Annotated in this window: 1 protein-coding gene; it reads left to right on the top strand. The window is 50.3% G+C overall.

All coding sequences use genetic code 11. The features are described 5' to 3' along the window. The first annotated feature begins 533 nt into the window (after positions 1–533). Positions 534–1,826 carry a group II intron reverse transcriptase/maturase gene (ltrA, locus tag MJ257_RS24455; RefSeq protein ID WP_240271777.1) on the top strand — a complete coding sequence of 431 codons (1,293 nt, stop codon included), beginning with the start codon at positions 534–536 and terminating at the stop codon, positions 1,824–1,826. Positions 1,827–1,934: the final 108 nt, after the last annotated feature.

The following is a 1,934-nucleotide window of genomic DNA, read 5'->3' as shown; positions in this document are numbered from 1 at the left end:
GGCGTGCCCAGCCAAGCACGCATCTTCTAACCGGTGAAAGTCCGGTCGCGGGAGGGGCCAAGCCCCCGCGTAGCTAGGATACCTGCGTATGGCGAAATCTGTGCGTAGAAGCGTATCGACGAAAGTATCTGTCAGAGACAGGGCGAGCGACATACCAGGCCGTAACATGAAGTGAATCCTGCCGCGTCGTCAAAAAGGCCTCGCAAGAGGGAAAAGAGGAAGCCGAGTCTCGCGCATATGGACGAAGGCCATGGAAGCTGTTTTAGATCTTGGAGCGACAGCGAAGAATCCTCCGGTGTAAAGGGAACGGCATGGTATGAAAGAGGATGCAGTGAACTGGGGAGACCCTCCCCTGCACGGTAAATTTTTTTTTGAAACCGTAAAGAGTCGCTCTATAAACCCGAAAAGTGAAGTGAGTGTGCTGCAGGAAGGGAGTCCGAGGGGCTCATACTACCAAGGAACCGCAGGACAACACAACCTGCGGGAGGGAAGGAGCCCTGCTTTGTTCATGTTTCTGGAGGAGGTAAGAATTAGTGAATGCCAAACGGCTAACAACACCAAAGGAAAAGGTTCAACAACTCCAAGAGAAACTAGGTCATGCGGCCAAAGAGAGCAAAAAGCGAAGATTTCATGCGTTGTATGACAAGGTCTACCGGCTAGATGTCCTGTGGGAAGCATGGCGGAGAGTACGAGCCAACAAGGGCTCGGCCGGAGTTGATGGAGAAACGTTAGCAGACATTGAGAAGCAAGGAGAAGTATACTTCGTGCACGAATGTCATCGACTTCTTAAAGAAGGCGAATACCATCCGCAACCCGTGAAACGCCACTACATTCCGAAGAAGGATGGAAAGCAGCGGCCGCTAGGAATTCCTACGGTCAGAGACCGCGTCATACAGATGGCAACCAAAATAGTCATCGAACCCATCTTTGAGGTGGATTTTCAGGAAACGTCATTCGGGTTTCGACCGAAGAGAAGTGCGAAGCAAGCATTGGAGCGCATCCGGAAGGCATGCAACCGCAAAGGGAATTGGGTGGTCGACGTCGACATCCAAGGCTACTTCGACAACATCAATCAAGAGAAGCTGATGAAGCTGATGGAAATGCGAATCAGCGATCGAAGAATTCTGAAATTGGTGAGGAAGTGGTTAGGTGCGGGGGTCATGGAAGAGGGGAACATTAGGCGCTCAGATTTAGGTACGCCGCAAGGCGGGGTCATCTCGCCACTACTTGCGAACATCTACTTAAATTACTTCGATCTCCTGTGGGAGCGACATGGCAGCAAGGTCGGGGAACTGACGCGGTATGCAGATGACTTTGTGGTGGTCTGCAAGACGAAGAAGGACGCTGAACGGGCATATGAGTTTATTAAAGCAATAATGGAACGCCTGGAATTGACATTGCACCCGACCAAAACGCGCATCGTCGGACTATGGACAGGAGAAGAAGGCTTTGACTTCCTGGGCATGCATCACCGGAAGACGAAGGCTGAAACATCCAAAGGTCAAGTATATTACACGACCCAACAATGGTTGTGCCGTAAGGCCGAAGAACGGATTAGAGAAGTTGTGAAGGAGCGACTAGCTCCCCCGGGTATGCGACATAAATCGTTCCAAGAACACTTGGAATACCTAAATCCGAAAATACAGGGTTGGCATAACTATTACTACACGGCATACAGCCAAAAGAAGATGGCGAAGTTAGACTGGTATATCCTTCAGCGACTGACAAGATGGTACGCCAAAAAGCGTCAACGTGCTCGGTGGATGAGCTTGCTACGCGAAGTGAAATCATTGTCCGTACAATGCGGACTCAAAACGCTATTGTAATCTGCATGCACATGGTTGACGAACATCGGAAAGCCGTATGAGGGAAAACCTCACGTACGGTTTGATGAGGAGGGGCAGAAAAAATTATTTCTCTGCCCTTTACTCTAG

Source organism: Paenibacillus timonensis, from assembly GCF_022427145.1.
GTDB lineage: Bacteria > Bacillota > Bacilli > Paenibacillales > Paenibacillaceae > Fontibacillus > Fontibacillus timonensis.
This window is presented reverse-complemented; position numbering and strand designations above follow the sequence as displayed.